Consider the following 12,555-nt stretch of genomic DNA (forward strand, 5'->3'; position numbering starts at 1 on the left):
GCTCGAGGCCGTCGGCAGCCTCAATAAGGCAAAGGGGATGGTCGCATGGTTTGACATGGATGTTGACGCGGAAATCGCAGATGCTTATTTAATGAACGTTCAAAAGATGCTCGGGGGCGATATGACGCCCGGGGAAGTCATGAAAGAGGTGCAAAAAGCGGCAAAATCTAAATGAATGGAGTGAAATGCTTGGTTAATCGGAGTCGGTGGCTACCCTTTGTCTTTTTGTTTCCGGCTTTGCTGTTTCTTTTGTTTGTCTATATTCCGATATTGCAAAACATTGTGTTGAGCTTTTTTCAATGGAGCACGTTTGAGCCGCAAAAGGCGTTCATCGGTTTCGGCAACTACATCCAGCTGTTTCAAGATCCGGTATTTTTTCAAGCGCTGAAAAACAATGCCCTGTATGCCGCCGTATCCATCGTATTTCAAGTAGGCGGCGGATTGATCACGGCCGCCATCCTTGAGGACCGGCTGCTGAGAAGGAGCTCTCCTTTTTTCAGAACGGTTTTTTTCCTTCCTGTCGTCATTTCCATGACGGTTATCGCTTTATTATTCGATTTCATCTATAATCCCGATACTGGTTTGCTGAATCAGTTCTTGCAGGCCGTCGGACTCGATCAGTGGACGAGAGCCTGGCTCGGTGACAGAGAAACCGCGATGCTTTCCGTCATTTTCGTTTCCCAATGGCAGTCCGTCGGCTATATCGCCATGCTTTATATTGTGGCCATTCAGAAAATCCCGTCCGAGCTTTACGAAGCGGCGCTTCTTGACGGTGCAGGGAAAGTCAGGACGTTTTTTGCGATCACCGTGCCGGGGACGAAAGAGATGTCATTTGTCGCCGTCGTGATGACGCTGACGGGTGCTTTTACCGTATTTAACGAGCCGTATATTTTGACGGGCGGGGGCCCTGGAAATGCCTCAGAGGTGCTAAGCACGTTTTTGTATAAAGCGGCATTTTCAAAAGACATGATGGGCTATGCCTCAGCGATTGCGACCGTGATTTTATTGATAACGCTCAGCCTTTCCATCGTCCAGATGAGGCTGTTCAAAACGGGAAAGGGGGACTAAAAAATCATGCTGTCAGAAAAAACGGAGGCGTTTGTTCCTGAAGCTGCGCCGAACAGGGGCGTGAAGACCGGAAGCCGGAGGAAAAAGCGGCATGCCGGAGTGCCCGCGGTATACTTATATTTGCTGCTGTATACGGCAGCCGTCAGCTATCCGTTATTGTGGATGGTGATGAGCTCGCTGAAAAGCTCTGATGATATTTTTGAGCACAGCTGGTCCCTTCCGAAAGAATGGCATTTTGAAAATTATGCGGCCGCCTGGAATCAGGGGATATCGGCTTATTTTATGAACAGCGTCATCGTGACGTTTTTGACATGCGTGATCACCGTATTTGTCAGCGCATGGGCCGCCTACGGTCTCGCGAGGTTTGAATTTAAAGGAAAAACAGCGGTTTTTATTCTTTGTCTCGGCGGGCTGATGCTGACGCCCCAGATCAGCATCGTTCCCCTTTATTCGATCATTCAATCGCTCGGGCTCTACAATACGTATTGGGCGCTGATATTGCCGTATGCGGCGTACCGGATTCCGTTTACGGTCATTTTGATTCGTTCGTATTTTTTGTCGATCCCGAAAGAACTTGAAGAAGCGGCTTATATTGACGGCTGCACAAGCTTCGGCGTATTTTTAAAAATTTTCTTGCCGATGGGTCTGCCGATCATGCTGACATCGGGTATTTTGACGGCTTATCATACATGGAACGAATTTATGTTTGCGATTATTTTTATTGATGATGAGAACTTTAAGACGATCCCTGCCGGACTCATGCAATTCAGGGATGCTCTTTCGACGGATTGGGGCGTGCTGCTCGCCGGGCTGACGATTTCAGCTGCACCGATCGTCATTCTGTTTTTGTTCATGCAAAAGTATTTCGTCCGCGGCATTGCCGGCGGAAGCGTAAAAGGCTAAGGGAGGAATGGATGTGCAGTTGCTTGCGATTGGTGACAATGTCGTCGATTATTACGAAGATCAGGATATGTTCTATCCCGGAGGAAATGCGCTAAATGTCGCCGTTCTTTCAAAACGGGCGGGGGCCCGTGCTTCATATATCGGCATCCTTGGCAATGATGAAACGGGAGATCATGTATTACAGGTTTTGAAGCAGGAGGGAATCAACATCAGCAGAATCCGGCGCGCACACGGACAAAACGGAATGGCCGTCGTCAAGCTGAACGAACACGGCGACAGGGTGTTCGTCCGTTCAAACAAAGGCGGCATCCAGTCTGAGCTCGGTCTGATATTGACCGCAGAAGACGCCGCTTTCATCGCGCGCCACGATGTCGTGCACACGAGCGTGTACAGCCGGATCGAGCACGCGCTTCCCGAACTTTACCGGCTTGCTGCCGTTTCATTCGATTTTTCGACAACGCATGACAGGGAGTACATGAAACGGGTTTGCCCTCATTTGACATATGCTTTCTTCTCGGGGAGCGGTTTGACAAAGGAGGAATGCCTTCTCCTGCTTGAAGACGCAAGCCGGTTTGGCGCTGAGACGGTATGCGTGACAAGGGGAGAAGAGGGCGCTGTTTTGCGCCGGGGAGGAGATATCGCCGAACAGCCTGTCGTTCCGGTGCAGGCGATTGACACGCTCGGGGCGGGGGATTCCTTTATCGCAGGTTTTTTGACGGCTTATATGAACGGGAGCAGCCTGGAAAAGGCTCTTGGCAGAGCAGCCGAAGCCGCGGCAGACACATGTCTGACATACGGGGCTTTCGGCTGCGGACGCCCTTTTTCATTGAAGGATCATGCCTGAGAGCTGTTGATCGTGAATGTGACGCGGTTCGTATGCATCAGAAACAACGAGCAATAAATGGGGTCGTCTTCTGCGCCGTAGGCGACTTTATCAATTTCAAACAGCGCATCCCCGATGTCGCATGCCAAATGCTTGCTGTCTTCCGCTTTGGCAAAGACGACGTTTAACAGCTTTGTATTGTAAGCAGGGCTTACTTGATATTCGGTTTTTAAGATGTGGTGCATGGACACGGAATCGCTGATGAAACGGTCGATATCGGGAAACCGGCTGAGCGGATAGTGCGTGATATCAAATGTGAACGGCATGTCATCGTTGAACAAAATCCGCTTCAGCTCGAGCACAGGACTTTCCGGCGGTAATTGAAGCCTTTTCGCAATGTGCCGGGGGGCTGCTTTTTTCTCAGCGGAAATGACTTTATGCCTCGGAGTTTTCCCGGTTGACATCATATATTCGGAATAGCCGTTTACGGCAACCAGCTCCCGTTTCATTTTCGGGCTTTTTACGAAAGTCCCTTTTCCTTGCTGCCGTGTTAGATAGCCTTCTTCGACAAGATCGGAAATCGCTTTTCTGACGGTAATGCGGCTGACATTATAGATTTCGCAAAGTTCATTTTCAGCGGGCAGCTTTTCCGACGGCGAATAGATGCCCCGCTTGATATCGTCTGATATGATTTGTTTGAGCTGAACATACAGAGGTTTGGAACTATCGTTATTTAACAAAATGAACGTCCTCCTTCACGTATTCACCAATATTATAATGTATTATTACGTTATAATACAATTCGCTGATGACAGAGACGTAAAAATTGCTGCAAAAGGAGAGGGTATACATGGCTTCACTAACGTTTTGCCACGTCCATAAGAAATGCGGGCCAGAGCATTACGCTTTAAAAGATTTTCATTTAGAAGTAAAGGATAAAGAATTTCTCGTCATCGTCGGTCCCTCCGGATGCGGAAAATCGACGGCGCTCAGAATGACGGCCGGATTGGAAAAGCTGACAGAAGGAGAGCTTTACCTCGGGGATGAGCTGATGAATGACGTGCACCCGAAAGACCGCGATATTGCGATGGTCTTTCAAAATTATGCCCTGTATCCGCACATGACCGTGTTTGACAATATGGCGTTCGGCCTGAAGCTGAGGAAGTTTTCAAAAAAGCAAATCGAAAAGCGCGTTAATGAGGCTGCTGAGATCCTGGAGATCGGCCATTTGCTAAAAAGGAAGCCGAAAGCCTTATCAGGCGGCCAGAGACAACGGGTTGCGCTCGGCAGGTCGATCGTCCGCGAGCCCCAGGTATTTTTAATGGATGAGCCCCTGTCCAATTTGGATGCCAAACTGAGAACGGCAATGAGAACGGAAATCAGCAAGCTCCATCAGCGGCTTGAAACAACGGTCATCTATGTTACCCATGATCAGACAGAAGCGATGACGATGGGCGACCGGATTGTCGTGATGTACAACGGGGAAATCCAGCAGGTGGCAACTCCGCACGACATTTATCACCATCCGGCCAATCAGTTTGTCGCAGGCTTTATCGGCTCGCCCGGCATCAATTTTCTAAAGGGAGTCATCGAGGAGCAGAATGGTGAGTTGTTTTTCGCCAATTCGGAAATTCGTCTTCGTATCCCGAAAGAAAAAAGCGGTCGGTTAAAAAGAAAAGGCTACATCCGGAAGGAAGCGGTTCTCGGTATCCGGCCTGAACATATAAAAGAAGGGCAACCGGACGGGACAGGCTTTCAAGCGAAGGTCGAGTTAAGCGAAAATATGGGGCCTGAACAATTTCTGCACGCCGCAATCGGAGAAGCGCAGTTCGTTGCAAGGCTTGACGGAGAAAGAAGCCTTGCCCCCGGAGAGGTGATCTGTCTGTCCGTCAGCATGGAGCATGCCGTCTTTTTTGATCCCGAAACAGAGGCGTCCATCTAAAAAAGGCGCCGGAAAAGCGCCTTCGTTTGTTCCGCAAAGCATGCTGCTTTACGCCCCTGGCCCCCAGATTGCTTCGGCCCACTCCGGGTGGTCAATGAACGGATTGCGGTTATGCTGGTAGCGCTCATAGATGATATCGTTTCTTCTCCTTTCCAGGTTATCAACAGGGTCTTCTTTATGCCATTTCAGCAGGACGGCCATTTTGCCGTGGTACGGATTAGAGCCGTTGTTCGTCCTGTCGTTCATTTCAAGGTTGGGATATCCGTCATCGCCTTCATAGCGGACGTCCATATAAAAAATCATTCTGGCGACATCGCCTTTCACGCGGCTGTTCGGTTCCCATGAATCCCCGTCATAATAATTTCCGGGGGCATCGCGATACTCCGCGCCGCCTTCGTCAAAGTCAAGGTTCCCCCGCGCTGAATTCACTTGTACGTCGCTCGGCCTGATATGGTGCAGGTCTGTTCCGGGACCTTTAGATGTTCCAAATTCGCCGTGCGATTTAGCCCAGACGTGCTCCCGGTTCCAATCCCCCGTACTTCCCCCGCTTTCGTTTTTGGAGCGGGAATCCCCGGAATACAATAAAAGAACGTTGTTTGGGTTGGCCGGATCTTCATCGGTCGTTTTCAGCGCGTCCCATACTTGGCTGTACGTAAGCTGTGTATGATCGTCGATTGCATCGTGAAGCGCCTGTTTCAACGCCTTCCCGGTTTTTCCTTCCGCATCCGCGTAATAATCTTGCGGAGCGGAGGAGCTGTAAGACAATGGTTTCAGCGGAAGCAGGGAAAAAGCCTTCGCCTGTCCGGCAGGCATGCAAAGGAATGACAGCATCAGCATAAACGGCAGCACAGACATTCTGATCATCGAGCGATAACCTCCTTTTCGTTTCTTTTATTATCCAAACATATCATGAATAGGAAATGTCATTTTGTTTACGTTTTTCTTACTGTCTTGTAAATGACGCTCTTCAACTGTTAAGAACGTCCAAACACGCTTTCTCTTGAAGCTGGCGCTCTGCTGTCAGGGCGCCTTTTTCGGTCGGCGGGCAGTGTTCGAACAAATAGTAGCGAAGCGCGTAATTCAAGATGACCTGCTTTCTTTCGTATTGTGCGTCTGCCGACTGCTTCGCTTCCTCATAGGTAAAATCCACGGCGACCCTTTTTCCCATCGCCCACTTCTTTCATCCATTACCGCAATGTGTAGCCGCTCTTTTTTGTTTTTTCTTATGACTTTACACGAAAACAGAGGCTATGTTGAGAGAAAATCTTACGAGATGACTGGCCTTTTTAGATATGTTAACCGATAATCTGCGAAAATTCGGAGGATTTTTCAATGCTATTACGATTGGAAAACATTTAATATGTTAAAAAAGTTAACATGAAAGGGAGATGATCAAACCATGGGAGTGCCGGCTTATCAAACTAAGGAATTGAAAAAGAAGCGTAAAAAAGAATTTCCCCACATTTATGTCATCCTTGCCGCAATGATTATGCTCATGGCTCTTGCGACATACATCATACCATCGGGTGAATACGAAAGGATCAAAACCTCTGACGGCAGGGAAATGGTCGACCCGAATTCCTATCAGTGGATTGATCAGTCTCCGGTCGATTTGCTGACGCTTGTGTCTTCTGTGCCGAAAGGGATGACGGAGGCGGCTCCGATTATCTTTTTTACATTTACGGCGGGCGGGGTCTTTGCCGTTTTGCGGAAAGCGGCCGTCATTGAGCTCGGCGTCCGCCTGTTGGGAAATATGTTCAGGAGCAGGCCGGTTTTCATTATTCCGGCGTTAATGTTCGTTTTCTCCGGCATTGCCTGTTTCATCGGCACCCCTGAATTGTCGATCGTCTATGTTCCCGTCATCCTGCCGTTAATGCTGGCTTTCGGCTATGACCGGATGACGGCTGCCGCCATCGCGCTGTGCGGGACGATTGCCGGTTTTACGAGCGCATTGACCAATCCTTTCACAGTGGGCATCTCGCAAACGATCACAGGCGTTCCTCTGTATTCGGGGATGGGATATCGGACGGTCATTTTCTTTGTGATCACGGCGCTGGGCGTCATATATGTGCTCAAGTATGCGGAAGCCGTAAGAGCCGATCCGGAAAAAAGCTTGACGGAGAAAGAAGCGCCCGAACCGGCTCCCGCTTTTGAGGGAGGAACACGGATCAAATGTGCCGGGATTGCAGCTCTCGTGTTGTTTGCTGGATTGATCGGGTGTGTCATTGCCTTCAGGTGGGACATGACGGCGATGGCCGGCTATTTTCTCGCGCTCGGGATCGTCCCCGCAGTGATCGCCGGCTTGAATTCAAGGGAGATCGCCGAGTCTTTAAACGAAGGGTTTAAAGAAGTGATGGTCGGTGCGATGGTCTGCGGAATCGCAAGAGCTGTCGCTGTCGTGATGACGGAAGGACAGATCATGGATACGATTGTGTACGCCTTATCGCATGCCGTCTCACAATTCCCTTCATATTTGACGGTCACTGCGATGCTCTTTACACAGATGCTGTTTAACTTTTTTGTTCCGAGCGGAAGCGGCCAGGCATTGATCATGATGCCGATCATGGCTCCATTGGCTGACATCGTCGGGATTACGAGACAGACGGCGATCCTTGCCTTCCAATTCGGAGACGGTTTTTCAAACATCATATTTCCGACGTCAGGCTATTTTATGGCAACGCTTGCGATCAGCCGGATATCCTGGAACAAATGGCTGCGATTCGTCATGCCGCTCTTTTGCCTTTGGATGGCGGCCGCCGTCGTGTTCTTGCTGATCGCCCATGCCGCCCGCTGGTCGTAGTTTAAAAGACTGGCGTTAGGCGCCAGTCCTCCTCTAAAATCCATGATATTTTGCAAAACGGCAAGCTCGCGTGATAAGCCGGCTGTTGGCTCTGATAAAGGTCTGCTTTCTTTAAGCAGGTGAAGCGGAATTGGACGTTTTGCACAGGAATTTGAAGTTCATTTTTTTACATATGCAGTTTTGCAAAGTGGAAGCGGCTGAAATCCGCGTTTCAATGCTCCGTGTCCTGAGGAAAGCTCCGCTAAAATCCGAATCGCGGAGGCAGCCGGCGGGGAACCGTTCCTCGAGACGGATTTTTCTACCCTCTTGATTGAAATGTCCCCGATGATTCCAGACATATCCCTGATCGGGTCAATTCGTTATCGGTTAGTTTCAGACTTGTGCATCCCCTCTTTATATAGTCTTCATAAGTTTCTTCCAGATCGTGCACCAGCTCCCTGACGCCTTTCAATGCTGATAAGAAGCAAGTCTCCCGATATAGCAGATCAGTCATTTCTTCCTGTTCTCAACACCTGCGCATTTTATTCCTAATGACAAACCTATTGCGCTTTCGTAAAGAAAAAATATACAAAATAAATAAAATATGAAAAAACTAGACTTTAAATCCACCGCTGGATATACTGATTGAGTAGCAGTTTGACCTTGAAGAAAAAGTCCTGTTTTCGGACGAAAAGGAAGGGGTATGCGCATGAAAAATATGGCCAGATTATATATCCTTATGCTGAACGTATTTATCGTCATGCTCGGCATCGGGCTGATCATTCCGCTCATGCCTACATTTATAGAAAAATTCGGCGCCTCGGGAGGGACGCTTGGCCTGTTAATCGCGGCCTCCGGTATTACGCAACTGCTGTTTTCGCCTGTTGCAGGGGAAATGACGGATAAATACGGCAGGCGGAAAATGATCATACTCGGCATCGGAGCGTTTGCCGTTTCACAGCTCATTTTCGCCTGGGCCGGCCAGATGTGGCTCCTGTTTGTTTCGCGCCTTTTGGGCGGAGCGGGGGCGGCCTTTTTGGTTCCGGCGATGTTTGCCTATATCGCGGACATCACCTCAGAAAAGGACCGCAGCAAAGGGATGGGGCTGATCAGTGCGGCGATGTCACTCGGATTTGTCATCGGCCCCGGAGCAGGCGGCTATTTGGTGGCGTACGGGCTCGCTTTTCCGTTTTACGTGTCAGCCGGTTTAGCCTGCGTTGCAACAGTACTGTCGCTTTTCGTGCTTCCGGAAACGCTCAGCGAAGAAAAGATGCTTGAAAAGCGGCGGTCCGGCGAACGGCGCGAACCCCTGCTGAAGCAAATGACGCGGGCGCTGAAATCGCCGTATGCGTTTCTGCTCGTTTTGGTGTTCGTTTTGAACTTCGGCATCATGAATTTTGAAGCGGTCTTCAGTTTGTATGTCGATCACAAGCACGGGTTTACACCGGGAGACATCGCGTTTGTCATCACGGCGGCAAGCTTGATCGGCGTGTTTGTGCAAGCCGTTGCCCTTGGAATGCTCACGAACCGCTTCGGCGAAAAGCGTCTGATGAACATCACATTGATCGGCTCGGCTGCAGCGCTCGTCGTTTGCTCGCTGGCCGGATCGTATTGGCTTGTGTTCGGCGCGACGATCGTCTTCTTTATGCTGACATCCATCCTTCGCCCGGCGATCAATACCCTCATTTCGAAAATGGCCGGAGATGAGCAGGGCTTTGCGGCAGGAATGAACAATGCGTTCATGAGCCTTGCCAACATTGTCGGACCTGCGGTTGCGGGGCTGCTGTTCGACGTGAACATCGAAATTCCATACGTGTTTGGCGCGGCCGTCCTTGTCTTGAGTTTTTTGGCGGCGGTCGGCTGGGGACGGAAAAAGCAAACCAGAGCAATCCCGGAAAAAGTATAAAGCAGCCGGCAAATGCCGGCGTTTTTTTATGGCCGCATGTTGATTGAAATGATGTGCTGGCGTTTTCTCCATTTTTCCGAGCAAGCCGCAGCATTTTCTTACATGTTAAGCAGCATTTGAATTCTGAGAGCCAGCCGTAAGCGCAGCGTGGTGTCGGCATCCTTCAGGCTTTTTCCAAGGAGCTCCTCGCATTTTTCAAGCCTGTAAATGACCGTATTTCTGTGGACATACAGACGTTTTGCCGTCTCAGAAATTTGGCAGTGCGTTTCTAAATAGACGGATAATGTATGAATTAGCCCTTGATCATCGCGGGGGAGATGTGCCAAGTTTTGCAGCGTATATGTGCAAAACTTTTTTAAATCGTCGACCGGAATCATCCTCAGCAGCTCTGACACATCCTTCATATGGTATGTTTGAATGAATTCTGTGCCGCCGGAAAGGTGACCGGAGTGCAGGGCGTCGAGCGCTTCTTTGCAGATATCGGGGACAGCGGCAAGCTGATGGCAGAGATTGCTGATGCCAAAGGAAATCGTTCGCCGGAAGTGCTTTGCGGCATTTTGCTGAAACCGCCGTAAAAACGCGTAAACCGCCGCGTTCATTTCCGCCCAGCTGTCCGTTCCCTCGGCGAGGAGGAAGCACGTGTTTCCTTTGATAAACAGGTGCGGAGGAAACGGAAAACGACCGAGCTCTTCTTCCAAAAACTCGAACACGCCGTCAGATTCCAGCTGGTTCTCCGTGAAGCTGACCGCTTTTTCGTTGCGGTCCAATTTGCCGGCAATGCATAAATACTTTTGGTCCCACTTCAGCGCGAATTCTTTGGCGCGGTTTTTAATCTCGGCCGGCGAAGAAAAGGCTCCGTCCAAAAAATTGCTGAAAAACTCATTGCGCGCTCTTCTCGTATACTGCTTGAGCGCGTTTTCTTTCATCAGTTCAAAACCGATCACATTGGCTGCTTGTTCAATCGTTAACAGCAGGCCTTTGTCAGTGGCTGGAATCATCCCGCACACGACGAGAAAGCCGCATTTTTTTTCATGGGTATAGATCGGGAATACGGAATATGTTTTCTGTTTGGAAAGGGTTGAAAAGCACGTGAAAGCCGTTTTGCTGCCTCTGTGAAAAATGCCTTCATGAAGCGGCGGCCCTTCGGATCGATCCGCTCCTTGCGGGGATATCGGCTTGAGGTGCTGATTTAAAAGGAGAACGGGCATACCCAATATAAGTGACACATTTTTCACCAGCGACTGAATGCTTCTCCCGCTCATGATATGATCTGTGAATTGTTTTTGGGCATTTATCGCCTGTTCAAGCTCAAGAGTTCGCTTATCGAGAATATGGCTCAGCGTATGGTTGACAATGTCGCCGAGGCGGACGCTTTCGTTCAATTCGATTATCGGAAACGACTGCCGATCGGCAATGGCAATCACCTCTTCGGGAATTTCCCTCAAAAAGCGCTTCGTTTTAATGCCGAGTCCCGCGCAGCCTCGCTTGATCATCTTCTCGATCAATTCTTTTAATAAATGCGGACGGTCCTTTACATGATAAGCGGTCGTGACAAGCAGCTCGTCCGGATGAAGAAAATCAGCGATGTCCGGCGCATCCATCATATTGATGTGCTGAATGGTCCTGAAGCCTCCGGATTCCCCTGCGGCAAGCCTTGCACCTTTAAACACGGGGAGCTGCATGATGTCAAAAATGTTCATTTGATCTTTCAGCCTCCTTCGTAAAGAAACGTGACGACATTTTGGTTAAGATCAACAAAAAACGAATGAAATTGTGACAATTATGCCGATGTTTATTGTTTATATTATCAGTAAACTGGGATTTATATATAAAGTTGTAAAGAAATATAACAAGAAAATAGAAAGGAAGTTTCTTTACATGACTATGAATGCCCGTATAACCGGCAGCACAGCAAGCGAAATTGAAGAAATGATCACCTGGCTCGCTTCATTTGGCGACAGCGGGGAAGGGGGAGTGACAAGGCTTCTCTATACCAGGCCCTGGCTGGATGCCCAGCACGCTTTAAAAGAAAAGATGGAGGGCTGGGGAATGGATGCTTATTTTGACGACTCAGGGAATCTGTTTGGAAGAATAGAAGGAACAGAGACTCAACAAAAGGCGATATTGACCGGTTCGCATATCGATACGGTCACAAACGGCGGAAGGCTCGACGGGGCATATGGAATTCTGGCGGGCCTTCTTGCCGCAAAACGGCTCCGTGAAGCTTACGGAGCGCCGAAAAGGCCGATCGAAGTCGTTTCCCTGTGCGAAGAAGAAGGTAGCCGTTTTCCCCTTACATTTTGGGGGTCGGGAAATCTGACGGGCCTGTTCGACTGTACAAAGGCTCCCGCTGTCTGCGACCGCGACGGAATCTCGATCGAACAGGCGATGAAGCAGTGCGGCTTTGGGGAAGGGAGGTACAAGAAGCCGTTCAGAAATGATGCGGCATGCTTTATCGAGCTCCACATTGAACAAGGCGGCATCCTGGAGGCGAGCGGCCGGCAGATCGGAATCGTCACCGACATCGTCGGGCAGCGGCGCTATACCGTCACCGTCAAAGGCGAAAGCAACCATGCAGGGACGACGCCGATGAATACAAGGAAGGATGCGGTCGCGATATCGTCTCTTTGCATTTCATACTTGACGAAAAAAGCAAGAGCTGCCGATCCGCTTCTAACGGCCACGGTCGGACGGCTTGAAGCAAAGCCGAATGTCCCGAACGTCATTTCGGGTGAAGCCGTTTTTTCTCTTGATCTTCGGCATCACAGCGAAGCGGTGCTGGATCGATTCGGCGAAGATATTTTCAGATATTTCACAGAGCTCTCCGAAGTGTCGGGCGTTCAGATCAGCGCGGTGCAGACGACGGATGCAAAACCTGTGAAAATGGATCGGGAATTGACGCGCCTCTCCAAGCGGGCGGCTGAGAAAACAAACGTATCCTATCGGGAAATGGTCAGCGGAGCGGGGCACGACGCCCAAATCTTCGGGACGCATTGTCCGACGACGCTGCTGTTCGTTCCGAGCCGGAACGGGATCAGCCATTCGCCAGAGGAATGGACGAATCCGGATGACCTCAATTCGGGGATCAGGCTGCTCGCCAATCTGCTATATACTTTGGCTTATGAATGAGAGGA

The 12,555-nt window shown here is 49.9% G+C and carries 11 protein-coding genes and 1 pseudogene; 8 read left to right on the forward strand and 4 right to left on the reverse strand.

Going from position 1 to position 12,555, the window contains the following annotated elements; genetic code table 11:
• The 4 genes and pseudogenes from V7126_RS07585 to V7126_RS07600 form a co-directional block, all read left to right on the forward strand.
• A pseudogene (locus V7126_RS07585) lies at positions 1-175 on the forward strand (ABC transporter substrate-binding protein); the annotation flags it as partial.
• Complete coding sequence (locus V7126_RS07590; RefSeq protein WP_438823798.1) at positions 172-1,068, forward strand: carbohydrate ABC transporter permease; 897 nt, start codon at positions 172-174, stop codon at positions 1,066-1,068. The pseudogene V7126_RS07585 and the gene V7126_RS07590, both read left to right, overlap by 4 nt.
• A gap of 6 nt (positions 1,069-1,074) precedes the next feature.
• Positions 1,075-1,971, forward strand: a complete 897-nt coding sequence (locus tag V7126_RS07595; protein WP_046130182.1) for a carbohydrate ABC transporter permease — start codon at positions 1,075-1,077, stop codon at positions 1,969-1,971.
• Positions 1,972-1,984: 13 nt separating this feature from the next.
• Positions 1,985-2,815 (forward strand): PfkB family carbohydrate kinase, encoded by an 831-nt coding sequence (locus V7126_RS07600; RefSeq protein ID WP_046130181.1) that lies wholly within the window; start codon positions 1,985-1,987, stop codon positions 2,813-2,815.
• On the opposite strand, the gene V7126_RS07605 is transcribed toward V7126_RS07600, so the two are convergent.
• Positions 2,806-3,534: a GntR family transcriptional regulator gene (locus tag V7126_RS07605; protein ID WP_046130180.1), complete on the reverse strand. Its 729-nt coding sequence runs from the start codon at positions 3,532-3,534 to the stop codon at positions 2,806-2,808. The genes V7126_RS07600 and V7126_RS07605 overlap by 10 nt on opposite strands.
• A gap of 110 nt (positions 3,535-3,644) precedes the next feature.
• On the opposite strand from V7126_RS07605, the gene V7126_RS07610 reads away from it, so the two are divergent.
• Complete coding sequence (locus tag V7126_RS07610) at positions 3,645-4,736, forward strand: ABC transporter ATP-binding protein (RefSeq protein WP_046130179.1); 1,092 nt, start codon at positions 3,645-3,647, stop codon at positions 4,734-4,736.
• A gap of 48 nt (positions 4,737-4,784) precedes the next feature.
• Here the strand turns inward: V7126_RS07610 and V7126_RS07615 are convergent, their stop codons facing one another.
• Positions 4,785-5,600, reverse strand: coding sequence for an endonuclease I family protein (locus V7126_RS07615; RefSeq protein WP_335497415.1), 816 nt, complete (start codon positions 5,598-5,600; stop codon positions 4,785-4,787).
• 103 nt (positions 5,601-5,703) lie between these two features.
• Positions 5,704-5,904: a hypothetical protein gene (locus tag V7126_RS07620; RefSeq protein ID WP_052948506.1), complete on the reverse strand. Its 201-nt coding sequence runs from the start codon at positions 5,902-5,904 to the stop codon at positions 5,704-5,706.
• A 231-nt stretch (positions 5,905-6,135) separates the two neighbouring features.
• Between V7126_RS07620 and V7126_RS07625 the strand changes: the two genes are divergently transcribed.
• Positions 6,136-7,536, forward strand: coding sequence for a YfcC family protein (locus tag V7126_RS07625; protein ID WP_046130177.1), 1,401 nt, complete (start codon positions 6,136-6,138; stop codon positions 7,534-7,536).
• 688 nt (positions 7,537-8,224) lie between these two features.
• Positions 8,225-9,421, forward strand: a complete 1,197-nt coding sequence (locus V7126_RS07630; protein WP_175075389.1) for an MFS transporter — start codon at positions 8,225-8,227, stop codon at positions 9,419-9,421.
• A 98-nt stretch (positions 9,422-9,519) separates the two neighbouring features.
• On the opposite strand, the gene V7126_RS07635 is transcribed toward V7126_RS07630, so the two are convergent.
• Complete coding sequence (locus tag V7126_RS07635) at positions 9,520-11,121, reverse strand: PucR family transcriptional regulator (protein WP_175075388.1); 1,602 nt, start codon at positions 11,119-11,121, stop codon at positions 9,520-9,522.
• Between the two features lie 178 nt (positions 11,122-11,299).
• Between V7126_RS07635 and allC the strand changes: the two genes are divergently transcribed.
• Complete coding sequence (gene allC, locus V7126_RS07640; RefSeq protein WP_046131655.1) at positions 11,300-12,550, forward strand: allantoate deiminase; 1,251 nt, start codon at positions 11,300-11,302, stop codon at positions 12,548-12,550.
• The last annotated feature ends 5 nt before the right edge of the window (positions 12,551-12,555 follow it).

It is taken from the genome of Bacillus sp. JJ675 (genome assembly GCF_036963165.1).
GTDB classification, from domain to species: domain Bacteria; phylum Bacillota; class Bacilli; order Bacillales; family Bacillaceae; genus Bacillus; species Bacillus glycinifermentans.

What these genes read in the sequence shown, in the direction of transcription:
- allC (WP_046131655.1), top strand. Translation starts at nt 11,300, where the DNA reads ATGACTATGAATGCCCGTATAACCGGCAGCACAGCAAGCGAAATTGAA.
- V7126_RS07595 (WP_046130182.1), top strand. Translation starts at nt 1,075, where the DNA reads ATGCTGTCAGAAAAAACGGAGGCGTTTGTTCCTGAAGCTGCGCCGAAC.
- V7126_RS07590 (WP_438823798.1), top strand. Translation starts at nt 172, where the DNA reads ATGAATGGAGTGAAATGCTTGGTTAATCGGAGTCGGTGGCTACCCTTT.
- V7126_RS07610 (WP_046130179.1), top strand. Translation starts at nt 3,645, where the DNA reads ATGGCTTCACTAACGTTTTGCCACGTCCATAAGAAATGCGGGCCAGAG.
- V7126_RS07630 (WP_175075389.1), top strand. Translation starts at nt 8,225, where the DNA reads ATGAAAAATATGGCCAGATTATATATCCTTATGCTGAACGTATTTATC.
- V7126_RS07620 (WP_052948506.1), bottom strand. Translation starts at nt 5,904, where the DNA reads ATGGGAAAAAGGGTCGCCGTGGATTTTACCTATGAGGAAGCGAAGCAG.
- V7126_RS07635 (WP_175075388.1), bottom strand. Translation starts at nt 11,121, where the DNA reads ATGAACATTTTTGACATCATGCAGCTCCCCGTGTTTAAAGGTGCAAGG.
- V7126_RS07625 (WP_046130177.1), top strand. Translation starts at nt 6,136, where the DNA reads ATGGGAGTGCCGGCTTATCAAACTAAGGAATTGAAAAAGAAGCGTAAA.
- V7126_RS07615 (WP_335497415.1), bottom strand. Translation starts at nt 5,600, where the DNA reads ATGATCAGAATGTCTGTGCTGCCGTTTATGCTGATGCTGTCATTCCTT.